Source organism: Lentzea sp. NPDC020367, assembly GCF_044387305.1.
Lineage (GTDB): Bacteria > Actinomycetota > Actinomycetes > Mycobacteriales > Pseudonocardiaceae > Lentzea.
Genome location: NZ_JBIRVV010000001.1, coordinates 1,343,943 through 1,365,126, shown reverse-complemented (window position 1 = coordinate 1,365,126; position 21,184 = coordinate 1,343,943). Strand labels below are relative to the sequence as shown.

Sequence of the window (21,184 nt, the reverse complement as noted above, 5' to 3'; positions counted from 1 at the left end):
TTCTTGTTTTACTCTATTGCTTCAGTGTTGACTGAAGTAGATCATCAACCGGTGTTCGCCTTCGCCCGCCAGGTACAGCGTCTCGAACACCAGGAGGTGAGGGCCCCAGCGTTCGGTGCCGGTGGTGGGCGGTAGGGACGACGCGGCGTCGTAGCGGTCGGTGAAGGCGGCGCCGGAGGTGATGGAGAGCTCGAACGCGAGTGCGGCCGCTTGGTGGTCGCCCAGGTCTGCGGCGGCGCGCAGGGCGGCTGCCCGGTCGTTCGCTACCTGGTCCCAGTCGGGGTAGTGGGCCTTGGCTTCGGTGCTGAAGGCGAAGCGGACGAGGTTCTGCTCGTCGCCCAGGCCGGAGATCTCACCGAACCGTGCGGTGCTCGCGAGGACGTCGCCGGCGGGGGAGAGGACGGCGGCCGCGGTGGGTCCGAGGGCATCCAGGGTGGCTTTCACGGTGGGGCGCAGCTGCGGTGGCGGGGGAGGGCAGCAGGTCGTGTCCGCCTTGATCAGGCGGTACAGGTGGACGCGCTCGTCGGCGGTCATGGCCAGTGCGTCGGCGAGGGCGGCCAGGACCTGGCCGGAGGGGGAGCGGTCGGTGCCGCGTTCGAGGCGGGTGAGGTACTCGACGCTGATGCGGGCGCGGTCGGCGAGTTCGCCGCGGCGCAGTCCCGGGGTGCGGCGGCGGTCGGTGTTCGGGGGTGTGGTGGCTTCGCGGCGGGCGCGCAGGAAGCGGCCCAGTGCGTTGTCGGCCATGACGGCTGAGCTTAGAGGGGCCCTGAGCCGGTCTCCCTGCGTTCGTCGTCCGCGGTGATGCTGTGGATCATGCGATATCGACTGTTCGGCCGGACCGGTCTGCGCGTCTCGGAGTTGTTGCTGGGCACGATGACGTTGCGGCCCGAGGACGTGGCGCGGCGGGTGATCGACGTCTACGCCGACGCCGGCGGCAACTTCCTCGACACCGCTTCGGCGTACGGGGAGAGCGAGGAGGTCCTGGGCGCGGTGCTGGGGCGGCGCGACCGGTTCGTGGTGGCGACGAAGTACACGTTGTCGCGTGACGCGGGGGATCCGAACGCGGGCGGCAACCACCGCAAGAACCTGGTGCTGTCGCTGGAGCAGTCGTTGCGGCGGTTGCGGACGGACTACGTGGACGTGCTGTGGGTGCATCTGTGGGATCGGCACACGCCGGTCGAGGAGACGATGCGGGCGCTGGACGACGTGGTGCGGGCGGGGAAGGTGCTCTACGTCGGGGTGTCGGACGCGCCGGCGTGGTTCGTGGCGCGGGCGAACACGCTGGCGGAGTGGCGGGACTGGACGGCGTTCTCGGGGTTGCAGGTGCCGTACAACCTGCTGAAGCGCGATGTGGAGCGTGAGTTGCTGCCCATGGCCTCGGAGCTGGGGCTGAGCGTGGCGGCGTGGGCGCCGTTGGCGGCGGGGAAGCTGTCCGGGGGCACGCGGCGCTCCGCCGTGTTGACCGGGCCGGAGGAGCGGGCGGCGCAGGCGGTGCGGTCCGTGGCGGAGGAGTTGGGTGCGACGCCTGCTCAGGTGGCGCTGGCGTGGGTGCGTGCGTCCGGGGCGCTGCCGCTGGTGGGCGCGCGGACTCCGGAGCAGGTGCTGGACTGCCTGGGCGAGGTGGTGCTGCCGCCGGAAGCGGTCGCGCGCCTGGAGGCGTCGGCCCCGTTCGAGCGGGGCTTTCCGGCGGACTTCATCGCGGAGTGCGAGGCGGGTGCGTTCGGCTCCGCCGTTGTCGTCAGGTGATGAGGTCTGGCAGCAACGCGGGCTGGCGCTTGCGGCGCAGCCACATCTTGCGGGAGCCGTCGCTGTAGAGCAGCGTGCGGGACAGTTCCCAGCCGGCGAACTCGGCCTGGATGGCCAGCTGCGTGGTCGCGGTTCGGCGGGAGATGCCGGGCGGCAGACGCAGCGGCCGGTATTCCCAGTCTCCGTCGATCACCCCTTCGTTCATGGTGCGATCACCTGTATCCCTCCGTTGTCGCCGGACGTCACGGTGACGCGTCCGGATTCCTGGTCGACGCTGACGGTGTTGGGTTGACGCACGGTGGGGAACCGGTACTTCTCGGCTGGTTCTCCCGCGGCGACGTTGAGCCCGACGACCTCGTTGCGGTCGGTGAGCGTGATCCACGCGATGTCGCGCTTGCCGTCGTAGGCGATGCCGTACGGGGTGCCGGGCATGGGGTAGCGCTGGCGCATGATCAGCGGGTTGATCGAGAACGCGATGAACTCCCCGCCGCGGGTGTCGACCACGAGCAGCCGGCCGAAGCGGTCGGGGACGCCGTTGGTGGCGCCGTCGCCCGCTCGCAGGCCCGCGCCCCTGGTCTCGGCGCCCTTGTCGTCCTTGGTCATCTCGAAGACGGCGCTGCGCAGCCGGTCGAGTTCGACGTCACGGCCGTTGACCTGGAACTTCAGCGTGGTGCCGGTCTCGGTGAACGTGCCACCGGGCGTGATCTCGCCGGGTGGGGTGGCGTTCTGGGCGGGGGAGTGGGCCGGCTTGGCGGCTTCAAGGGTCTCCGCGACCTGCAGGGGATCCTGTGACCCTTCGCTCTGGCCGCACGCTGCCAGCGTCGCGGTGGTCAGGAGCAGAGCAGCGAGCCGGCGCAAGATCGGGTTCCCTTCGCGGAAGTCGTCCTCTCCAGCATCCCTGACGGGCGGTCATAGGTCACGCAAGGGGTGGGGTGAAACCCCGTTCGGCCGCTTCGCCTGGTAGTTATCTCTATTACTTCAGTGTAGACCGAAATTAAACACTCCGAGTTGTCCAGCTCCAGATTCACTCGGAACCACAAACACGCAACGAAAGAGGGGCGTCAGGGCATGGGGCGTTCGGGGTAGCCGAGTTCGATGGCGCTGACGTCGTCCAGAGCGGCCCTGATCGCGGGCGGCAGGGTGAGCTCCTCGGCTTCGAGCGAGGCGATGAGCTGGTTCGTGTCACGGGCGCCGACCACCGGGGCGATCACGCCGGGCCGGTCGCGGACCCAGGCCAGGGCGACGCACAGCGCGGAGGTGCCGAGGCCTTCCGCGGCGGTGGAGACGGCCTGCACGATCCGGGCGGCGCGTTCGTTGCGGTGCTGCTCGACGTAGCCGGCGAAGTGCGCGGACGCGCCGCGGGAGTCGGGTGGGGTGCCGTTGCGGTACTTGCCGGTGAGCACGCCACGTCCGAGGGGTGCCCAGGGCAGGAGGCCGAGTCCGTGGTGGCGGGCGGCGGGGGCGACTTCGCGTTCGATGCCGCGTTCGAGCAGGGAGTACTCGACCTGGGTGGAGATCAGCGGGTACGTGGTGGGGGTGAGGGCGGCGGTGGCGAGTTGCCAGCCGCTGTAGTTGGAGATGCCGGCGTAGCGGACTTTGCCGGAGGTGATGGCGTGGTCGAGGGCGGAGAGTGATTCCTCGATGGGGACGCCGGCGTCCCAGGCGTGGAGTTGCCAGAGGTCGATGTGGTCGACGCCGATGCGGCGCAGGGAGCCGTCGAGGGCGGACAGGAGTGCGCCGCGGGAGGCGCCTCCGCCGAAGGGGCCTTCGGTGCGGCGGGCGACGGCTTTGGTGGCGAGGACGAGTTCGTCGCGGGGGACGACTTCGTCGAGGAGGGTGCCGAGGAGGCGTTCTGCTTCGCCTTCCGAGTAGACGTCGGCGGTGTCGATGAGGGTGCCGCCGGCGTCGGCGAAGGCCATGAGCTGGGTGGCGGCCTCGTCCGCGTCGGTGTCGCGTCCCCACGTCATCGTGCCCAGTGCCGTCCTGGACACGCGGAGGCCGCTGCGGCCGAGGTATCGCTGTTCCACGTGCGCGATGCTAAGGGGTGATCATCGGCTGAGCCTGGCAATCGGTGTTACTGACCGGTAGGGTCTCGCCGTGTGAAGCTCGGACTGAACCTCGGATACTGGGGCGCCGGCAACGACGCCGCGAACCTTGAGCTGGCCAAAGAGGCCGACCGACTCGGTTTTTCGGTGGTGTGGGCCGCGGAGGCCTACGGCTCCGACGCGCCGACGGTGCTCGCGTGGGTGGCCGCGCAGACCGAACGCATCGACGTCGGTAGCGCGATCTTCCAGATTCCGGCGCGGACGCCGGCGATGGCCGCGATGACCGGGGCCACTTTGGACACGTTGTCCGGTGGGCGGTTCCGGATGGGTCTTGGTGTGTCGGGTCCGCAGGTGTCGGAGGGTTGGCACGGTGTGCGGTTCGACAAGCCGTTGGCGCGCACGCGTGAGTACGTGGAGATCGTGAAGAAGGCGCTGTCTCGCGAGAAGCTGCGCTACGAGGGTGAGCACTACACGCTGCCGCTTCCTGATGGTCCTGGTAAGGCGTTGCAGCTCACCGTCCACCCGGTACGGGAGCAGATCCCCATCTACCTCGCCGCTGTGGGCCCGAAGAACCTGGAACTGACGGGGGAGATCGCGGACGGCTGGTTGGCGATCTTCTTCTCGCCGGAGTACTCGGCGGAGTCGCTGGCCAGCGTGAAGGCGGGCCGGGAGAAGGCCGGTCTGACGATGGAGGGCTTCGACGTCGTTCCGACCGTCCCCCTGATCGTCGGTGAGGACTGGAAGGCGTGTGCTGACCCGGTTCGCGCGTACACGGCGCTGTACGTGGGCGGCATGGGTTCGCGCAAGCAGAACTTCTACAACAACTTGATGGTGCGCATGGGTTTCCCGGCTCAGGCCGAGGAGATCCAGGAGAAGTACCTGGCTCGTGACTACGCGGGTGCGATGGCGGCGATTCCGCTGGAGTTCCTGGACGCGACGTCGTTGCTGGGCCCGAAGGAGCGCATAGCAGACAAGATGAAGGCGCTCGCTGCCGCGGGGGTCACCACGCTGTCCGTTTCGCCGATGCTGCAAGATCTGGAGCAGGGGATCGCGGGTCTTCGGACCGCGGCCGAGGCTTTGGATCTGGCAGGAGTGGGTAGTTGAGCTGGTTGCAGGCTCTGGTCCTCGGACTGGTCCAAGGACTGACGGAATTCCTGCCGATTTCCAGCAGTGCGCACCTGCGCATCACGTCGACGCTGTTCTTCGGCAACGACGCGGGCGCTTCGTTCACCGCGGTGATCCAGTTGGGTACCGAGGTGGCGGTGCTGATCTACTTCGCCAAGGACATCGGGCGCTTCATCAGCGCCTGGTTCCGCGGCCTCTTCAGCGCGGAGGCGCGCAAGGAGAAGGACTACCGGCTCGCCTGGTACGTGATCATCGGTTCCGTGCCGATCTCTGTTCTCGGTTACCTGCTCAAGGACGAGATCCGGACGTCGGCGCGGAACCTGTGGATCACGGCGACGATGCTGGTGGTGTTCGGTCTGCTGCTGGGTCTGGCGGACCACATGGCCAAGCAGCAGCGGGACGAGCTGCGGATGAAGGACGCGATCGGGATGGGTCTGGCGCAGGCGCTGGCGCTCATCCCGGGCGTTTCTCGTTCGGGCGGCACGTTGACGGCCGGGTTGTTCCTGGGGCTGACTCGGGAGGCGGCGGCGCGGTACTCGTTCCTGCTGGCGATTCCGGCGGTGTTCGGGGCGGGGTTGTTCTCCATTCCGGACGTTCTGGAGCGTTCGGGTGAGGGTGCGCAGGCGTCGGTGCCGCAGATGATCGTGGCGACGCTGATCGCGTTCGTGGTGGGGTACGCGACGATCGCGTGGTTGTTGAAGTACGTGTCGAAGCATTCGTACTCGGCTTTCGTCTGGTACCGGTTGATGCTGGGGCTCGTGCTGATGGGGCTGCTGTCGATGGGGTTGCTGCAGCCGATCTAAGGTGGGTGCCGTGGCCACGGTGATCCTGCTTCGACATGCTCGTTCGACCGCCAACGGTTCCGGTGTGCTCGCCGGGCGTTCCCTGGGCGTGGGTTTGGACGAGCGCGGGCAGGCTCAGGCCGCGGCGTTGGTCGGCCGGTTGAAGGACGTTCCGGTGAGCGCGGTGGTGTCGTCTCCTCTGCAGCGGTGTGAGGAGACGCTGGCCCCGTTGCTGGCGGACCGTGCTCTGGAGGCAGTCGCGGAGCCGGATCTGTCCGAAGTGGATTACGGGGCGTGGACCGGTAAGGCGTTGAAGGATCTGCTGAACGAGCCGTTGTGGGCGGTGGTGCAGCAGCATCCGTCTGCCGCGGTGTTCCCCGAGGGTGAGGGGCTCGCGCACGTTCAGGCTCGCGCTGTCGCGGCTGTGCGTGCGCATGATGCGCGGATCACCGAGGAGCACGGTCCTGGCGCTGTGTGGGTGTTGTGCTCGCACGGTGATGTGATCAAGTCGATTCTCGCGGACGCGTTGGGTGTGCACCTGGACGGGTTCCAGCGGATCGTGGTGGATCCGTGTTCGATCTCGGTGGTGCAGTACACGACGACGCGGCCGTTCGTGTTGCGGACCAACGACAACGGTGGCGATCTGAAGGGTGTGGTGCCCGTGGCGCCGCCGCAGGAGGAGCCGTCGTCGGACGCTACCGTGGGCGGCGCGACCGGGACCTGAGGTAGCGCTGTTCTGGTGCGCTCAGGGTGAGTTTGGCGGCCTTCTCGTACTCCTGCCGGGCCTCGTCGTGTTCTCCCCGCAGGTCGAGGAGATGTGCTCGGACGGCGTGGACGCGGTAGTGGTCGAGGTCCAGTGTGGACAGTTCGTCGAGTGCCTGCTGGGGGCCGTGGACCATGGCGACGGCGACGACGCGGTTGAGTGAGACCATCGGGCCGGGTGCGGTGACGGTGAGCAGGTCGTACAACCCGAGGATCTCGTGCCAGTCGGTGTCGTCGGCGGTCTTGGCGTCGGCGTGGACGGCGGCGATGGCCGCCTGCAGCTGATAGGGGCCGATCTGCGCGGTCCTGAGCGCCGTGCTGATCAGGTCGGCGCCTTCCGCGATGGCTGCGGTGTCCCACTGGGAGCGGTCCTGTTCCGCGAGTGGGATCAGCGTGCCGTGGGCGTTGGTGCGGGCGGGGCGGCGTGCGTCGGTGAGCAGCATCAGCGCGAGCAGGCCGGTGAGCTCGCCGTCGTCGGGCCTTCTGCGGTGCAGTTGCCTGGTCAGCCGGATGGCTTCGGCGGTGAGGTCGACGCGGACGAGGCTGTCGCCGGAGCTGGCCGTGGAGCCTTCGGTGAAGATCAGGTACAGCACGTGCAGGACGGCCGTGAGGTCCTGCGGCGGCCGGAACTTCGCTCCCGACTGCTTGATCTTCTGCTTGGCGCGGCTGATGCGTTGCGCGACCGTCGCCTCCGGCACGAGGAACGCGCGCGCGATCTCCGCCGTCGTGAGACCACCGACCGCCCGCAGTGTCAGGGCGATCTGCGATGCCGTGGTGAGTGACTCGTGGCAGCACAGCGCGAGGATCGTGAGCGTGTCGTCCTGGGCGGGCACCGGATCGGGCGGTGCGGGCGTGAGGGCGACGACCTTGTCCTCGCGCTGACGGCGTGCGGTGTCGGAGCGGTACTGCTCGATCCACCGCCTGGAGGCGGCGGTGATGAGCCAGCCCTTGGGGTTGTCGGGGATGCCGTCGGCCGGCCACTGCTGGGCGGCGCCGAGCAGGGCTTCCTGCACGGCGTCCTCGCAGACGTCGAACTGGCCGTGGCGGCGGACGAGGACGCCGAGGACCTGCGGCGCGAGTTCCCGCAGCAGGCCCTCCACCTCACGGTTCACATGCCGTCCAGCATCGAGACGTCCCAGACGGGCCGGACCTCGATGCCGTCGTTGTGGGCGTCGGGCAGGGTGGCGGCGTGGGCGATGACCTGGTCGATGTCGTCCGCTTCGACGAGGTAGAAGCCGGCGAGGTACTCCTTGGCCTCGGCGAAGGGTCCGTCGGTGACGACGACCTCGCCGTTTCGGATGCTGACGCCCTTGCCGGTCTCCGGTCCGGGGAGGCCTTCGCTGACGATGAGCTCGCCGGAGGCGCGGAGTTTGTCGGACAGGTCGTAGTGGTCCTGGCCGAACTTCATCTGCTGCTCTTCGGTGAGCTTGTCCCACGCGGCCCGGGACTTGGGGTTGCTGTAGATCAGGATCAGGTACTTCACGTGCGCGGCCTCCCGGCTCGTGGCTGGCTGGCGGAAAAATCTTCTCACCGCCATGTCGAGACCGTGGGCTGTGTCTCGACACCGGTGTGTCAGCCACTTTCGACGGAGGAGTTCGGGATGACTCACACGCTGGTGCAGGACGAGGTCGCGATTCTCGCGGTGTTCACCGAGCAGGAGGAGGGGATGCGGCTGCGGGATCCCGCGCGGATCGTGGCGCGGTATGCGCAGGACGCGGTGACGTGCACGTTGGCGCCGCCGTTGCGCAACACGGGGTTGGACGCTCGTGATCCGGAGGCGTTGGCGGGGTGGATGGCCGGGTTCAGCGGGCCGATCACGATCGAGCACCGGGATCTTCAGGTCGCGGTGGCCGGTGACGTGGCGTTCGTGCACGGGCTGGCGCGGATGGCGGCGGTGCCGGTCGGGTATCCGGAGGGGTTCTCGATGTGGATGCGCACGACCGTGGGGTTGCGACGCCGCGATGGGCGGTGGCTGGTGACGCACGAGCACCAGTCGGTGCCGTTCCACATGGACGGGTCGTTCCTGGCTGCGACCGATCTGCAGCCCTGAGACGGGCCTTGCCGAGGCCCGGACCGTGCAGGGGTCGGTCCGGACCTCGGCGCTTCTTGCGGGGTGGTCTGCTACTTGACGTTGACCGCTGCCCAGGCCCGGTTGACCGCCGCGTACTCGGGCGACGAGGCGCCGTAGAGGTCGGCGGTGGCCGCGAGCGTGCCCGTGCGGGCGGCGGCGTACTTGGTGCTGGAGGTGAACTTGGTGGTCAGTGCGCGGTACCAGATCTTCTCGGCCTTGTCGCGGCCGATGCCGGTGACGGACTGGCCGTCGGTGGTGGGGGAGTCGTAGGCGACGCCGTTGATGGTCTTCTGGCCGCTGCCCTCGGACAGCAGGTAGAAGAAGTGGTTGGCGATGCCCGAGGAGTAGTGCACGTCGACGTTGCCGGCGGTGGAGGACCAGTAGTCGAGGCTCTTGCCGTCCTTGGAGGGCTTGTCCATGTAGCGCAACGGCTTGCCGTCGCCCCGGATGTTGATCTTCTCGCCGATCAGGTAGTCGCCGACGTCGGTGGTGTTGGCGGCGTAGAACTCCGTGGTGGAGCCGAAGATGTCGCTGGTGGCCTCGTTGAGGCCGCCGGACTCACCGGAGTACACCAGGCCCGCGGTCGAGGCGGTGACGCCGTGCGACATCTCGTGGGCCGCGACGTCGATCGAGGTCAGCGGGTTGCGGTTCTGGGCGCCGTCGCCGTAGGTCATGCAGAAGCACGAGTCCGACCAGAACGCGTTGCTGTAGTTGTTGCCGTAGTGGACCTTGCTCAGCGCGCCCTGGCCGTTGTTCTTGATGCCGCTGCGCCCGTGGACGTTCTTGTAGTAGTCCCAGGTCTTCGCGGCGCCGAACGCGGCGTCGACGCCCGCGGTGGCCTTGTCGGTGTAGGTGCCGTTGCCCCACTTGTTGTCGGCGTCGGTGAACAGGGTGCCGGTGCCCGTGCCGTTGTTGAGGTTGTTGACGGCCTGGTTGCCTCGCGCCGGGTCCTTGAGCTGGAACGTGGAGCCGGACTGGGCGGTGTTGAGGGCGACCGTGCCGTTGTAGGTGGACTGGCCGGTGCCCTCGGCGTGGTGCACGCCGTCGTAGGTCAGCAGCGTCTGGCCGGTCTTGGCGTCGGTGAAGGTGTGCAGTTCGCTGGGCGTCTGGTCTTCCTTGACGCTGTGCGTGACCGTCTCCCACGCGAGCACGGGGGCGTGGTCCAGGGCGAACACGACCAGCGTGCCGGCGGCGTTCGTGGTGGGCGCGGAGGTGTCGAGGCCTGCGAGGGCGGCCTCCGACGCCTTGGTCACGCCCGTGACCTGGCCGGACTTCTGGGCGACGACGAGGTCGCCGCCGATGACCTTCAGACCGTTGAGAGTGCGGTCGAAGCGGAGGTGGTGCGTGCCGTCGGCATCGCGCACGACGTCACGGGGGACGAGCTGCTCGCCGCCGGACAGGCCGAGGGCGGAGGAGATCGTCCCCGCCTGCTCGGCCGCGGCGTGCAGAGCTTCCTGTTGCGTGAGGCTCCTCGGCTGCGGTGCAGCGTTGGCTCCCAGCGTGCCCGTGGCGGCCAGGGCCGCTCCGGCCACCAGGGCGGTGGTGATGCCCAGGGTTTTGCGCTTCATGAACGCTCCTTGTTCCGGTGCAGGGAGTGATCGCTCCGGCGTTACAGGGGTGCCGGGTCGATCACCGTGGAACATCCCGACCATCGTCGATGACCGGGCGTGGTGATCGTATTGCTCTCAGTGCATGCGACCAGCCACTCCCAAAGTGCGAGATTGCTTCACGATTTGAGCTGAGGTGCTGGTCAGGACACCGGGATTTGTCCGAATGGCGGGACAAAAGAGCAGCTCAAACGGCGTGGAAACACGACGGAAACTTCCGGGCACGCCGGTGCCGATGGAGTAGCGCGCTGCTCTGTTCGGTGCAGCCCTACCGGAGGGGATCTTGTTTACAGTTAACTACGCACAGTGAGAGCTGGGTCACAGAATCAGAGGCCCAGGCGGGTCACGGCGTTGTCCTCGAGGGGGTTCGCGGTCCGGATGTAGCGGTGCACCGTGCGCGGATTCGTCCACCGGCCCTGCCGCATGATCTCGCGGTCGCTCGCCCCGCCCAGCGCCGCCTGCGTCGCGAACCCCGCCCGCAGCGAATGCCCGCCGAACAACGCCGGATCCAGCCCCGCCCGCACCGCGTACCGCTTCACCAGCTCCGCCACCGCACGCCCCGACATCGCCTTCGCGCCGATGCCGCCGTGCCGGTTGATGATCGGGAACACCGCGCCCTGCAGACGGGTGGCCTGGTAGCCATGACAGCGGTGCAGCCCGGTCTCGGAGATCTCGCGGCCGTCCAGGACGTCGGCCCAGTCCGCGAACGCGCACACCGGGCACGTCGGCCGGCGGCTGCCGCGCGGCAGCACCACCGACTGCTGGTGCTTGCCCGTCTGGTCGGTCTTCGTCGTCCCCAGCCGGATCAGCAGCAACGGCTCGTGCGTGCGCGGATCCACGTCCACCGTGACGTCCTCGAACTCGATCTGCGCCAGCTCACTGCGCCGCAACGCCCCCGCGAACCCGACCAACAGCAGCAACGCGTCCCTCGCGCGCGCCGGGCCGTCCTGCGGACGTTCGCCTAGCAGCGCTTCGAGCGTGTCGAGCAGCACCGGCCGCTTGCGCCGCGGCTGGGTCTTGCGGGTGCGCCGGATACCGCGCAACGTCAGCCGCACGACATCACTGCGCGTCGGACTGGGCAGTCCGTTCGCCGCGTGCACGGCCGCGATCGCCGCCGACTTGCGTTCCAGCGTCGACGCGCCGAACGCCGGTGACCCGTCCGGTTTCACCGTGTCCGCCGCGACCGCCAGGTACACCGCCACGTCCAGCGGGTCCGCGGGCAACGCCTGACGGCCCTCCGCCTGACACCAGCCGGCCCAGGCGATCCAGTCCGACCGGTAGGCGCGCACCGTGTTCGGGGATTGAGCGCTGCGCAGATAGCCGCTGAGCGAGGCCGCCTGCTCGTCGTCGAACCGTTCGCGCACCCTCACGAGCGCGTCGGCGTCGATCAGCACCGAGTGCGAGACCCTGACCAGCGCGTGCTGGACGGGTTCGGGCAGGCTCACACCCGCGATGGTAGTCCTCTGATCAACTCCGCGACCTCGCGCGGCGTGAAGTCCAGCCCGCTGATCCCCACGCTCACCTCGAAGCTGCACCGGCGTGGATCCGGATTGGACCGCGCGTACAGGAACAGCTTGATCCCCGTCTCCTCTGCCAGGTTCTGCGCCGCCCGCTGCGCGTCGTGGCGCGACATCGGCAGGTGGACGTGGAACAGGGGAGTGGCGGGCACGTCCGGGGTGGTGTGCGCGAACCCGTCGGCGTTGATCGCCTCGGCCAGCGCCCGCGCGTGGTCGCGGAACTCCGCCATCCTCGGCAGGTTGGTGTCCATGCCCATCAACGCGATCGCCGCCAGCGGCCACGCGTCCGCGATCGCCCCGCCCATCCGGCGCCGCCACACCGCCGCCTGCCCGACCGTCTCGGTGTCCCCGGCCAGGACGGCACCCCGCACGCCTTCGAGTCCTTTGTAGAGCGACACGTACACCGTGTCGAACAACGCGCAGATCTCCGCGAACGTGGCGTCGTAGCCGGTCTGCGCCTCCCACAGCCGAGCCCCGTCGCAGTGCGCGGCCGCACCGCTCTGCCTCGCCCACTTGGTCTGCGCCGCCAGATCCCCGAACGCGGGCAGTACACCGCCGATGTCGCGTTGCGGCAGCTCGAACACCACGGCCGCGAGCGGTTCGTGCACCGCCGCCAGATCATCGAGACCGAACAGCTCGTTGCGGTCACCCACCGGGTGGAACCGCAGGCCGTGCAGCGCGTTGTAGCCCTGGTTCTCCCACACGTGCAGGTGGGTCTGCGGATGACCCGCGAACGCCTGCCGGCCCGTACGTTCCGCGTGCACCCGCAACGCCACCTGCTGCGCCATCGTCCCCGACGGGAAGAACAACGCCTGGGGCTTGCCCAGCAGCGCCGCGACCCGGTGCTCCAGTTCCCGCACCGGATCCTCCGGCCGCGTGTCCGCCGTGACGTGCCCGGCCAGGCGACGCACCAGCTCGAACGGCGACTTGCGCGGACCGCTGTGCTGCGACAGCGAACGACGGATCTCCATGACCGGACGATACCTATTGCAACTTACTGGCAACAGGCCCGTTTGCCGTGATCAGACCGCGGTGATCACGGCGCTGTGATCAGGCAGCCGCGCTCAGGCGTGCGTCCAGCTCGGCCTCGTCCGCCACGAACCACAGCTGACGGCCCCGGTTCGACTCGTAGACGAAGTCCCGCAACGCCGTGCTCGCCGCCACCTGCTCGGCGATGTCCCCGACCACCACGACCTTGAACCCGTACTGCTGGAACTTCTGCACCACCGCACCCGCCACCCGTGTGCGCAACACGAGGAAATCGTCGGACAACCGCGCCACCGGCAACACCAGCCACTGCACGTCCTGCCCCCACAACGTGCCGATCAAGTCCACAGCGGACTGCTCGTCGGTGATCGTGGGACCGTCCGGCGCGCACATCAGCACCGTCGCGCCGTGGCGCGTCTGCACAACATCAGGCATGGCACCGGAACCTAGTCGCGGCCCTCATCCGATGTCGCGCCGAATTCCCGCGCGGCCGCTGATCACCCCTTGCTAAGGTCACCGCACGCGATCGACCCCGAGGAGGTGAGTCCCATCAACGCGGTCACCCCAGATGGGCGTTCCCTCCCAGCCTCGGCCTGACGCCGTCCGCGCGTCGCCACGGGAGCGCTCCAGCAGCCGTCCCGAAAGGCGAACAGCCATGCGCTTCACCACCGAATCGACCTCCTCCGACGGAACCACTGAACGCGACTTCGTCCTCGACGGCGTCCCCGGCGTGCTCTGGACCCCTCCCGGCACGCCGGCCGGACTCGTGCTCGGCGCCCACGGCGGCGGCCAGCACAAGCGAGCCCCCGGCGCCATCGCCCGCGCACACCTGTGCGCCGCCGCAGGACTCGCCGTCGTCACACTCGACTCGCCCGGCCACGGCGAGAGGCCCCGCACCGCCGAGGACGACCGGTTCATCACCGAGATCCGCTCCCGCATCACCGCGGGACGCGACGCCGGCGCGCTCCTCGCCGAGTACAACGCCCTGCTGGCCGCCCGCGCGATCCCGGAATGGCGATCCGTCCTCGACACCCTGCCCGACACCGGCGTTCTTCCCGGCACCGGCGCCACCACCGGGTTCTGGGGCACGTCGATGGGCAGCGCCATCGGCATCCCGCTCGTCGCCGCCGAACCCCGCATCCGCGCAGCCGTGTTCGGACTGGTCGGCGCGACCGAAGCCCTGACACGCACGGCCGCGGCGATCACCGTGCCCGTGCGGTTCCTGCTGCAGTGGGACGACCAGCTCATCGCCCGCGACGCCGGACTCGCGATGTTCGACGCCTTCGCCACCCGCCAGAAGTCGTTGCACGCCAACCCCGGAGGCCACGGCGAGGTCCCCGAGCACGAACTGGCCGCCGCGGTGACGTTCCTCGCCGGCTGACGCACCCGAAAATCCCGGGCGCTCCCAGGCGGGCCTGGGTAGCGTCGCGCCACATGCGTGATCTCGCGACATTGCCCAAGGCCCACCTGCACGTGCACCTGGAAAGCACCGTGCGCCCGGACACCCTCGCCGAACTCGCCGAGCACCACGGCGTCGACGTGCCCGCCGTGCAGGCCGGATCGTTCGACGGCTTCGCGCAGTTCGCCGCCCACAACGGGGCGGTACGGGACTGCCTGCGGCGAGCCGGGGACTTCCACCGGATCGCGTACGAGTTCTGCGCCGAGGAAGCAGCGCAGGGGACCCGGTACGCCGAGGTCACGTTCACCGCGGCAGCGCACGGAGAACGACTCGGTGATCCGGACATGCCGCTCGAAGCGGTGTTGTCCGGGCTCGCCGCAGGACAGGCCGCCCACGGCATCGAGTGCCGTGTGATCGTGGACCACCCCAGAAAACGGTCGGTAGCGCGGTTTCAGGACTCGCTTCGTCTCGCGGTCACGCACCCGCGGGTCGTCGCGATCGGGATGGCCGGAGCGGAGGACCACCCGCTCACCCCGTTCGCCGCCGTGTTCCGCGCCGCGCGAGAAGCAGGGATCGGGCTCGTGCACCACGCCGGGGAGTGCTGCGGGGCACCGAGCGTCGCCGAAGCCGTCACCGTCGGGCTCGCCGACCGGATCGGCCACGGGTTCCGCGCACTCGACGATCCGGAAGTCGTCGCGCTGCTACGGGACCGCGCCATCCCACTCGAAGCCTGCCCGTCGTCCAACGTCGCACTGGGACTGGTCGACTCGCTCTCCTCTCATCCGCTGCCACACCTCATCGACGCCGGCCTGACCGTCACGCTCAGCACCGACATCCCCGCCTCCGCCGGCACCACGCTCACCGACGAGTACCGGCTGCTGCGCGACCACCTCGGCTTCGACGACGACCTGCTCGCGCGCATCGCCACCAACGCCGTCGACGCCTCCTTCGCCCCCGAAGGGACGAAGACCGCGTTGCGTCAGGACATCGCCACCTGGCGGGCAGGCTCGAAACACACCAGCCCGTGCCTCGACGCCAGCAACGCCACCAGGTCCAGCACCTGACGCTGCCCCGGCCACACCACGTGCACGATCACCGCGTCCACCCCCACCGTCAGCGCCTCGTCCCACGACACCGCCGAAGCGGGATCCGGCGAGGTCTGCCGTAACTCCCGCACGAACGCCGCCACCGCGGGCTCGAACGCGCCCAGCGGCGAGGACCGCAACTCCGCATAGCGGGCCGCGGCCTCCGGGAAGGACGCCGGACCAGGAGCCCGCCACACCGCCACATCGACCTGGACATCGACCGGCTCGTCCATCACGCCACCTTCCCGAACAACGCGCCCAACCGCGGAATCCGCGCGGAGATCTCCGCCGGATCAGCGAAATCCCACTGCTCACCAGCCGGATCCGGCGACACCAGCAGCCCACGCGAGGCCACCACCGCCTCCAGATCACCGTCGAACGCCTCGGCCGCCACGTAGTCGAGACCCTCCCAGTCCGGCCAGTCCTCATCCGCCCACGCGTGCACGCCGCCCCGCGACGCCAGCAACCGCACGTGCGGCAGATCGGCCAGCGCGTCCGGTGACGAGGCCACCGCCTCGAACACCGCCCGTCCCTGACCCACCAGCCACGCCTGGAAGTAGAAGAACCCGTCGTCCGAACACAGCCCGCCGCAGATCACGTCCGCCGCGTGCCAATGCGCCCACGTGTCGACCCGGCGACGCACCTCGTCCAGGCGCACCGCGAACTCCACCACCTCGCCGGCAGGCAGCGCGGCCAGCGCGGCCGTGAGCCGCTCCAGCCGATCGTCCTGGTCAGACGCCCCCGCAGCGGAGGACTCCACCAGGCCCCAGAACGCGTTGAGGTCCATGCCCGAAACGCTAGCGAGGGGGTCTGACAATTTTTGAAGCCCCGACATCCGCCCAGCTCAGAAGCCATGAGCAGCGGCGGCGGGGCGCCGCCGAGGTTCGCACGCGTTATCGCGGCACCTTCCCGAACAACGCCCACAACCGCGGAATCCGCCGCGCGATGTCGGCCGGATCCTCCATCTCCACATCCTCACCGCCCGGCGACACGTCGAACGCCCGCGCCTGCCCCCGCGCGGCCAGCAGCTCGTCCAGGTCTCCGGCGTGCACCGCCTCGTACGCCGCGTCCGGCACCCGGTACAGCGCCTCCCACTCGGGCCAGTCCTCATCGGACCACTCGTCCACCGGTCCCAACGCCGCCAGCCGCCGCACCGCGGGCATGTCCGCCAGCGCGTCCGGAGACGCCGCCACCGACGAGAAGACCTCGCGGCCCTGGCCGATCAGCCACGCCTGGAAGTAGAAGAACGAGTCCATCCCGCACAGCCCGGAAGAGATCAGGGTGGCCGCCTGCCAGTGCGCCCACGTGTCCACCCGGCCGCGCTGCTCGTCCAGGCGCACCGCGAAGTCGGCGATCTCACCCGCCGGCAGCAACGCGAGCCGCCCGGACAGCCACTCCCGCCGTTGTTCCAGGTCAGCGGTGGCGGCGACGGCGTGATCGACGAGCTTCCAGAAGCCCTCGGAGTCCATGCGGCGAGGCTAGCGGCGGGGTCTGACGGTTATTGACGCGAGCGAACCCGATGCTCCTGACTATCCTTGACGCCAAATGGACACCCCGCACGCTGAACTGCACAAACGCCTGCCCGAGCTCATGCCGCGTGATCAACGCCGGCTCGCCAGGCGCCTCGACGGCGCACGCAAGGTCAAAGACCCGCTGGCGCGCCGCAAGATCACCGAGGAGATCGCCGCCCAGATCGACGAGGCCGCGCTCAAGGTCGCGCTGCGCCGGGAGTCCGTTCCCAAGATCACCTATCCCGCCGAACTGCCGGTCAGCCAGCACAAGGACGAGATCAAAGAGCTGATCGCGAACCATCAGGTCGTGATCGTCGCCGGCGAGACCGGATCCGGTAAGACCACCCAGCTGCCCAAGATCTGCCTGGAGCTGGGCCGCGGGATCACCGGCCAGATCGGCCACACCCAGCCCCGCCGCATCGCCGCCCGCACCGTCGCCGAACGCGTCGCCGAGGAGCTCGGCACCAAGCTCGGCGACACCATCGGCTACAAGGTCCGCTTCACCGACCAGTCCGGTGACGAGACCCTGGTCAAGCTCATGACCGACGGCATCCTGCTCGCCGAGATCCAGACCGACAGGTCGCTGAGCCGCTACGACACGATCATCATCGACGAGGCCCACGAACGCAGCCTCAACGTCGACTTCCTGCTCGGCTACCTCAAACAGCTCCTGCCGCGGCGCCCCGACCTCAAGGTCGTCATCACCTCCGCGACCATCGACCCGCAGCGCTTCAGCGCGCACTTCGAGAACGCCCCGGTCATCGAGGTCTCCGGCCGCACCTACCCCGTCGAGACCCGCTACCGGCCGCTGGAGGAGGACGACGACCAGACCCAGGGCATCATCAACGCCGTCCGCGAACTGCAGGCCGAAGGCCCCGGCGACGTCCTGGTGTTCCTGTCCGGCGAACGCGAGATCCGCGACACCGCCGAAGCCCTCAAAGCCGAGGACCTCCGCAACACCGAGATCCTCCCGCTCTACGCGCGCCTGAGCGTGGGCGAGCAGCACCTCGTGTTCCAACGCCACACCGGCCGCCGCGTCGTGCTCGCCACCAACGTCGCCGAGACCAGCCTCACCGTGCCCGGCATCAAGTACGTCGTCGACCCCGGCAACGCCCGCATCTCCCGCTACAGCCACCGCCTCAAGGTCCAGCGCCTGCCGATCGAACCCATCAGCCAAGCCAGCGCGAACCAGCGCAAGGGCCGCTGCGGCCGCGTCAGCGAAGGCATCTGCATCCGCCTGTACTCCGAGGAGGACTTCGAGGCCCGCCCCGAGTTCACCGACGCGGAGATCCTGCGCACCAACCTCGCCAGCGTCATCCTGCAGATGACCAACATCGGCCTCGGCGACGTCGCCGCGTTCCCGTTCATCGACCCGCCCGACTCCCGCAACATCAACGACGGCATCGGACTGCTGCAAGAGCTCGGCGCCATCAACGCCGCCGAGAAGAAGCTCACCCCCACCGGCCGCAAGCTCGCCGCCCTGCCCGTCGACCCGCGCCTGGGCCGCATGGTGCTGGAGGCCGACACCACCGGCTGCCTCAAAGAGGTCATGATCATCGCCGCGGCACTGTCCATCCAGGACCCGCGCGAACGTCCCGCCGACCAGCAGGAAGCCGCCACCCAGCAGCACGCGAGGTTCGTCGACAAGGAATCCGACTTCACCACGTTCCTCAACCTGTGGGAGTACCTCAAGCAGCAGCAGAAGGAACTGAGCGGCAACCAGTTCCGCAAGCGCTGCAAGGCCGAGTTCCTCAACTACCTGCGCGTGCGCGAGTGGCAGGACATCTACCTGCAGCTGCGCCAGGTCGCCAAGCAGATCGGCATGCACGTCAACGACCAGCCCGGCGACCCGCGCAACATCCACATCGCGCTGCTGTCCGGACTGCTCAGCCACATCGGCGTCAAGGACATCCTCAAAAAGCAGGCACCCGGCGAGAAACGGCGTCCGCTCACGGAGTTCCTCGGCGCCCGCAACGCCAAGTTCGCGATCTTCCCCGGCTCCGCGCTGGCCAAGAAACCACCGCAGTGGGTGATGGCCGCCGAACTCGTCGAGACCAGCCGCCTGTGGGGCCGCATCGTCGCGAAGATCGAACCCGAATGGGCCGAACGCCTCGGCGAACACGTGATCAAACGCCAGTACTCCGAACCGCACTGGGAGACCAAACGCGGCAGCGTCGTCGCGATGGAGAAGGTCACGCTGTACGGGGTGCCGATCGTCGTCGGCCGCAAGGTCAGCTACGGCCGCATCGACCCCGAACTGTCCCGTGAGCTGTTCATCCGCCACGCGCTGGTGCAGGGGGAGTGGACCACGCACCACCGGTTCTTCCACACCAACCGCGCCATGCTCGAAGAGGTCGGCGAGCTGGAGAACCGCGCGCGTCGCCGCGACATCGTCGTGGACGAGGAGACGCTCTACGAGTTCTACGACAAGCGCGTCGCCCCCGAGGTCGTGTCCGCGCGGCACTTCGACTCGTGGTGGAAGAAGCAGAAGGACAAGAACCAGCTGACCTTCACCAAGGACATGCTGGTCAACGACCGCGCCGACGTCACCCCCGACGCCTACCCCGACCAGTGGCGCCAGGGCGAGCTCACGCTGCCGCTGAGCTACCACTTCGAGCCGGGCACCAAGAACGACGGCGTCACCGTCCAGCTCCCGCTGCCGGCGCTCACGACGCTGGACGACGACGCGTTCTCCTGGCAGATCCCCGGCCTGCGCCACGACCTCGTCGTCGCGCTCATCCGGTCGCTGCCCAAGCAGATCCGCCGCAACTTCGTGCCCGTCCCCGACGTCGCCACCGCCGTCCTCGCCCGCATCAAGCCCGAGGAGACGTCACTGCTCTACGGCGTGGAACGGGAACTGCGGGCGCTCACGGGCGTGACGGTGCACCGCGAGGACTGGCAGTTCGACTCGGTCCCCGACCACCTCAAGCTCACCTTCCAGGTCGTCGACGAGCACAACCGCACCCTCGCCGAAGGCAAGGACATCGCGGCACTGAAGGAGAAACTGCGCGACGAGGTCCGCGAGTCGCTCAGCCAGGCCGCCGGCCACCTCGAACGCACCGGCCTGACGACCTGGGACTTCGACGCCCTGCCCCAGACCATCGAGCAACGGCAGTCCGGCATCACCGTCACCGCCTACCCGTCGCTGCTCGACCAGGGCGAGACCGTCGCGATCAAGGTCCTCGACACGCCGGGCCGCCAGGCCTACGCCCACCGCCGCGGCGTGCGCAGACTCCTGCTGCTCGGCGTCAACTCGCCGGTCAAGCACCTGCAGCGCCACCTCGACAACGCCGCCAAGCTCGCCCTGACCCGCAACCCGCACGGCAGCGTCGCCGCGTTGCTGTCGGACTGCATCATGGCGGCGGTCGACCGGTTGATGGGCGACCCGGCCTGGAACGCCAAGTCCTTTGCGGCGCAACAGAAGAAGGTCCAGGCCGCGCTCAACGACACCACCTGGGTCGTCGTGCAGGAGGTCCGCAAGGTCCTCGAAGCCGCCCACCAGGCCGAACTCGCGCTCAGCGGCCTCAAGGGCGCCCCCGATTCGGCCGCCGACATCCGCGCACACCTCAACTCGTTGGTGTACAAGGGATTCGTCACCCACACCGGCTACGACCGGCTGCCCGACCTCGTCCGTTATCTGAAGGGCATCGCGCGGCGCATCGAGAAGCTGCCCGAGAACCCGCGCCGCGACCTCGACTGGACCGACAAGATCCACCAGGTCCACGCCGAGTACCGGGAACTGCGCGCGCAGACCCCGGCCGACGAACCCGCGCCCGAACTCGACGAGATCCGCTGGATGATCGAGGAACTGCGCCTGTCCTACTTCGCCCAGACCATCCCGACCCGCTACAGCGTCAGCGACAAGCGCATCTACAAAGCGCTCGACGCCGTGCCCTTGTAGATCTCGCTACCGTGGAACATGCAGTTTCCCGGGGATTCCACCTGGCAGGTGTCCAGCGGCGGCGGCGAGATCTTCGCCCTGTACGTGCGTGACGCACTCGGCATCAGCACACCCACCGCCGACGCGATCCCACGCCTGACCCCACCGGTACCGCGCGACCACGACGCGTACGTGCCGGAGACCTTCGGGTCGGCGTGGGACCGGTGGTGGACCCAGTCGCTCACCACCCTCGGCCCAGGGCACCCGCCGGTCGGGGTGCCCGAGCAGATGCGCGCCGACTACACCCGGTGGGGGCCTGACTGGTCCTCGCCCGAGCAGCGCGCGCTGCGCCACCACGCCAGGACCGTCTCCTACACGCTGCCCAGGGAGATCGTCGACCAGCTCACCGTCGAACTCGGCCGCCAGCCCGTCTTCAACCTCCGCATGATCGAGATCCCCGTCGAGGGCCAGTTCTGGCGGCGCGTCGACAAGCACACGGTGCTCGTGTCCGACGAGCTCAAGATCTCCCGCAACGTCCTCGCGCCGCTGGAGTCAGTCCTGCGTGAGCTCGCCCGCTAGCGCCTCACCCGTGCGGTACAGCTCGACCAGCAACGGCTTGAGCAACACCCGGCCGCTGATCGCCGCCAACGCGACCTCCACCCGGCCG

22 protein-coding genes are annotated in these 21,184 nt (G+C 68.9%); 9 read left to right on the top strand and 13 right to left on the bottom strand.

Annotation, left to right across the window (positions count from 1 at the left end; translation table 11 throughout):
- Positions 1-21 precede the first annotated feature (21 nt).
- Complete coding sequence (locus ACH413_RS06375) at positions 22-744, bottom strand: helix-turn-helix domain-containing protein (RefSeq protein ID WP_360036862.1); 723 nt, start codon at positions 742-744, stop codon at positions 22-24.
- A gap of 69 nt (positions 745-813) precedes the next feature.
- On the opposite strand from ACH413_RS06375, the gene ACH413_RS06370 reads away from it, so the two are divergent.
- Positions 814-1,746, top strand: coding sequence for an aldo/keto reductase (locus tag ACH413_RS06370; RefSeq protein ID WP_360036859.1), 933 nt, complete (start codon positions 814-816; stop codon positions 1,744-1,746).
- Here the strand turns inward: ACH413_RS06370 and ACH413_RS06365 are convergent.
- The 3 genes from ACH413_RS06365 to ACH413_RS06355 all read right to left on the bottom strand — a co-directional run bounded on the left by ACH413_RS06365 (position 1,739) and on the right by ACH413_RS06355 (position 3,773).
- On the bottom strand, positions 1,739-1,951 hold the full coding sequence (locus ACH413_RS06365; RefSeq protein ID WP_360036856.1) for a DUF5703 family protein: 213 nt from the start codon (positions 1,949-1,951) through the stop codon (positions 1,739-1,741). The two genes, ACH413_RS06370 and ACH413_RS06365, sit on opposite strands and share 8 nt — an antisense overlap.
- On the bottom strand, positions 1,948-2,604 hold the full coding sequence (locus ACH413_RS06360; RefSeq protein ID WP_360036853.1) for a hypothetical protein: 657 nt from the start codon (positions 2,602-2,604) through the stop codon (positions 1,948-1,950). Before ACH413_RS06360 ends, ACH413_RS06365 begins: the two co-directional genes overlap by 4 nt.
- 203 nt (positions 2,605-2,807) lie before the next feature.
- Complete coding sequence (locus tag ACH413_RS06355) at positions 2,808-3,773, bottom strand: aldo/keto reductase (RefSeq protein WP_360036850.1); 966 nt, start codon at positions 3,771-3,773, stop codon at positions 2,808-2,810.
- 72 nt (positions 3,774-3,845) lie between these two features.
- Here ACH413_RS06355 and ACH413_RS06350 point away from each other — a divergent pair, with 72 nt between their 5' ends.
- The 3 genes from ACH413_RS06350 to ACH413_RS06340 are packed head-to-tail and all read left to right on the top strand — an operon-like array spanning position 3,846 to position 6,422.
- Positions 3,846-4,895 (top strand): LLM class F420-dependent oxidoreductase, encoded by a 1,050-nt coding sequence (locus ACH413_RS06350; RefSeq protein WP_360036847.1) that lies wholly within the window; start codon positions 3,846-3,848, stop codon positions 4,893-4,895.
- Entirely contained in the window at positions 4,892-5,719 is an 828-nt protein-coding gene (locus ACH413_RS06345) for an undecaprenyl-diphosphate phosphatase (RefSeq protein ID WP_360036844.1), read from the top strand. The genes ACH413_RS06350 and ACH413_RS06345 overlap by 4 nt, the downstream gene beginning before the upstream one ends.
- A gap of 10 nt (positions 5,720-5,729) precedes the next feature.
- Positions 5,730-6,422 (top strand): histidine phosphatase family protein, encoded by a 693-nt coding sequence (locus ACH413_RS06340; RefSeq protein ID WP_360036841.1) that lies wholly within the window; start codon positions 5,730-5,732, stop codon positions 6,420-6,422.
- Here the strand turns inward: ACH413_RS06340 and ACH413_RS06335 are convergent.
- Together ACH413_RS06335 and ACH413_RS06330 are read right to left on the bottom strand one after the other, a co-directional pair.
- Complete coding sequence (locus tag ACH413_RS06335) at positions 6,394-7,572, bottom strand: sigma-70 family RNA polymerase sigma factor (RefSeq protein ID WP_360036838.1); 1,179 nt, start codon at positions 7,570-7,572, stop codon at positions 6,394-6,396. The genes ACH413_RS06340 and ACH413_RS06335 overlap by 29 nt on opposite strands.
- Positions 7,569-7,997: a YciI family protein gene (locus tag ACH413_RS06330; RefSeq protein ID WP_396424889.1), complete on the bottom strand. Its 429-nt coding sequence runs from the start codon at positions 7,995-7,997 to the stop codon at positions 7,569-7,571. The genes ACH413_RS06335 and ACH413_RS06330 overlap by 4 nt, the downstream gene beginning before the upstream one ends.
- A 63-nt stretch (positions 7,998-8,060) precedes the next feature.
- Between ACH413_RS06330 and ACH413_RS06325 the strand changes: the two genes are divergently transcribed.
- A complete protein-coding gene (locus ACH413_RS06325) occupies positions 8,061-8,510 on the top strand; it encodes a nuclear transport factor 2 family protein (protein ID WP_360036832.1) in 450 nt (149 codons plus the stop codon).
- Positions 8,511-8,581: 71 nt separating this feature from the next.
- On the opposite strand, the gene ACH413_RS06320 is transcribed toward ACH413_RS06325, so the two are convergent.
- The 4 genes from ACH413_RS06320 to ACH413_RS06305 form a co-directional block, all read right to left on the bottom strand.
- Entirely contained in the window at positions 8,582-10,099 is a 1,518-nt protein-coding gene (locus ACH413_RS06320) for a M4 family metallopeptidase (protein ID WP_360036830.1), read from the bottom strand.
- A gap of 365 nt (positions 10,100-10,464) precedes the next feature.
- A complete protein-coding gene (locus ACH413_RS06315; protein WP_360036826.1) occupies positions 10,465-11,583 on the bottom strand; it encodes a site-specific integrase in 1,119 nt (372 codons plus the stop codon).
- A complete protein-coding gene (locus ACH413_RS06310) occupies positions 11,580-12,626 on the bottom strand; it encodes a beta-eliminating lyase-related protein (RefSeq protein WP_360036823.1) in 1,047 nt (348 codons plus the stop codon). The genes ACH413_RS06315 and ACH413_RS06310 overlap by 4 nt, the downstream gene beginning before the upstream one ends.
- Before the next feature lie 79 nt (positions 12,627-12,705).
- Complete coding sequence (locus ACH413_RS06305) at positions 12,706-13,077, bottom strand: DUF4180 domain-containing protein (RefSeq protein WP_360036820.1); 372 nt, start codon at positions 13,075-13,077, stop codon at positions 12,706-12,708.
- 220 nt (positions 13,078-13,297) lie between these two features.
- Between ACH413_RS06305 and ACH413_RS06300 the strand changes: the two genes are divergently transcribed.
- Both ACH413_RS06300 and add read left to right on the top strand, forming a co-directional pair.
- Positions 13,298-14,023: an alpha/beta hydrolase gene (locus ACH413_RS06300; RefSeq protein WP_360036817.1), complete on the top strand. Its 726-nt coding sequence runs from the start codon at positions 13,298-13,300 to the stop codon at positions 14,021-14,023.
- 53 nt (positions 14,024-14,076) lie between these two features.
- Positions 14,077-15,105, top strand: a complete 1,029-nt coding sequence (gene add / locus ACH413_RS06295) for an adenosine deaminase (protein ID WP_360036814.1) — start codon at positions 14,077-14,079, stop codon at positions 15,103-15,105.
- Here add and ACH413_RS06290 read toward each other — a convergent pair.
- The 3 genes from ACH413_RS06290 to ACH413_RS06280 form a co-directional block, all read right to left on the bottom strand.
- Entirely contained in the window at positions 15,021-15,359 is a 339-nt protein-coding gene (locus ACH413_RS06290) for a hypothetical protein (RefSeq protein ID WP_360036811.1), read from the bottom strand. The genes add and ACH413_RS06290 overlap by 85 nt on opposite strands.
- Entirely contained in the window at positions 15,359-15,913 is a 555-nt protein-coding gene (locus ACH413_RS06285) for a DUF4240 domain-containing protein (protein WP_319980478.1), read from the bottom strand. The genes ACH413_RS06290 and ACH413_RS06285 overlap by 1 nt, the downstream gene beginning before the upstream one ends.
- A gap of 106 nt (positions 15,914-16,019) precedes the next feature.
- Positions 16,020-16,595: a DUF4240 domain-containing protein gene (locus ACH413_RS06280; RefSeq protein WP_360036808.1), complete on the bottom strand. Its 576-nt coding sequence runs from the start codon at positions 16,593-16,595 to the stop codon at positions 16,020-16,022.
- A 76-nt stretch (positions 16,596-16,671) separates the two neighbouring features.
- Between ACH413_RS06280 and hrpA the strand changes: the two genes are divergently transcribed.
- Both hrpA and ACH413_RS06270 read left to right on the top strand, forming a co-directional pair.
- The gene (hrpA, locus tag ACH413_RS06275; protein ID WP_360036805.1) at positions 16,672-20,538 is read left to right on the top strand and encodes an ATP-dependent RNA helicase HrpA; all 3,867 of its coding nucleotides are present in this window, start codon (positions 16,672-16,674) and stop codon (positions 20,536-20,538) included.
- Between the two features lie 18 nt (positions 20,539-20,556).
- A complete protein-coding gene (locus ACH413_RS06270; RefSeq protein ID WP_360036802.1) occupies positions 20,557-21,096 on the top strand; it encodes a hypothetical protein in 540 nt (179 codons plus the stop codon).
- Positions 21,097-21,184 lie beyond the last annotated feature (88 nt).

Coding starts and splice junctions, on each gene's coding strand:
- ACH413_RS06375 (WP_360036862.1), bottom strand. CDS start 744: ATGGCCGACAACGCACTGGGCCGCTTCCTGCGCGCCCGCCGCGAAGCC.
- ACH413_RS06370 (WP_360036859.1), top strand. CDS start 814: ATGCGATATCGACTGTTCGGCCGGACCGGTCTGCGCGTCTCGGAGTTG.
- ACH413_RS06365 (WP_360036856.1), bottom strand. CDS start 1,951: ATGAACGAAGGGGTGATCGACGGAGACTGGGAATACCGGCCGCTGCGT.
- ACH413_RS06330 (WP_396424889.1), bottom strand. CDS start 7,997: ATGGCGGTGAGAAGATTTTTCCGCCAGCCAGCCACGAGCCGGGAGGCC.
- ACH413_RS06325 (WP_360036832.1), top strand. CDS start 8,061: ATGACTCACACGCTGGTGCAGGACGAGGTCGCGATTCTCGCGGTGTTC.
- ACH413_RS06320 (WP_360036830.1), bottom strand. CDS start 10,099: ATGAAGCGCAAAACCCTGGGCATCACCACCGCCCTGGTGGCCGGAGCG.
- ACH413_RS06310 (WP_360036823.1), bottom strand. CDS start 12,626: ATGGAGATCCGTCGTTCGCTGTCGCAGCACAGCGGTCCGCGCAAGTCG.
- ACH413_RS06305 (WP_360036820.1), bottom strand. CDS start 13,077: ATGCCTGATGTTGTGCAGACGCGCCACGGCGCGACGGTGCTGATGTGC.
- ACH413_RS06300 (WP_360036817.1), top strand. CDS start 13,298: ATGCGCTTCACCACCGAATCGACCTCCTCCGACGGAACCACTGAACGC.
- add (WP_360036814.1), top strand. CDS start 14,077: ATGCGTGATCTCGCGACATTGCCCAAGGCCCACCTGCACGTGCACCTG.
- ACH413_RS06290 (WP_360036811.1), bottom strand. CDS start 15,359: ATGGACGAGCCGGTCGATGTCCAGGTCGATGTGGCGGTGTGGCGGGCT.
- ACH413_RS06285 (WP_319980478.1), bottom strand. CDS start 15,913: ATGGACCTCAACGCGTTCTGGGGCCTGGTGGAGTCCTCCGCTGCGGGG.
- ACH413_RS06280 (WP_360036808.1), bottom strand. CDS start 16,595: ATGGACTCCGAGGGCTTCTGGAAGCTCGTCGATCACGCCGTCGCCGCC.
- hrpA (WP_360036805.1), top strand. CDS start 16,672: ATGGACACCCCGCACGCTGAACTGCACAAACGCCTGCCCGAGCTCATG.
- ACH413_RS06270 (WP_360036802.1), top strand. CDS start 20,557: ATGCAGTTTCCCGGGGATTCCACCTGGCAGGTGTCCAGCGGCGGCGGC.